This window comes from Zooshikella harenae (genome assembly GCF_018837975.1).
GTDB classification, from domain to species: Bacteria; Pseudomonadota; Gammaproteobacteria; order Pseudomonadales; family Zooshikellaceae; genus Zooshikella; species Zooshikella harenae.
Map to the genome: position 1 here is coordinate 1 of NZ_JAGSOY010000373.1, position 529 is coordinate 529.

Annotated in this window: 2 protein-coding genes; both read right to left on the bottom strand. The window is 31.4% G+C overall.

Annotation, left to right across the window (positions count from 1 at the left end; translation table 11 throughout):
• Window positions 1–195: hypothetical protein (locus KCG35_RS26180; RefSeq protein WP_215822878.1), on the bottom strand; the 195-nt coding region annotated here is incomplete at its 3' end.
• Window positions 196–273: 78 nt separating this feature from the next.
• Window positions 274–529, bottom strand: a 256-nt coding sequence (locus KCG35_RS26185) for a hypothetical protein (protein WP_215822880.1), incomplete at its 5' end; no start/stop codon positions are given.

Here is a 529-nt window from a genome sequence, read left to right on the forward strand (position 1 = left end):
AGTAAAACCTCTTTTTTTTATGAATAATTCTGCTGTTTCTCTTCTCTTGGGTTTTATTATACCCGTTGACCCCCAGTAATCTTTTCCTTTCTTAAAGTCAATATATGCAGCGTCCGCTAAAAGAGCTGCTTGGTAGGCTTTTTCTGTATTGATTTCTGTGTTATCTTCTTTTTCGACTTGATTATTTTCACTCATTTATGAACATCCATTCATTGATAAAACAACTAGATACTTCTTGATGTAAAATCAGCTAAAAATTAGTTTTAGTATCTTTTACTCTTTATTAAATACCCAAGCATCAATCGATTTGTTAATGGGTAAATATTTAAATTTATTAATGCGAGAACACCGAGACGTCATATAACTTTCAGGTGTTTTGAATATGCCATACGGAGTTAATAAGTAGCTCGTATCCTTACCTAATAATTTGCCTGTTCTTATGTTTGAAACCTTATCTACAGATCTATATATTTCATAACCTTCCGTTTTATTATTGATCCATACTTCACCTGTTGACTCATATGAATAC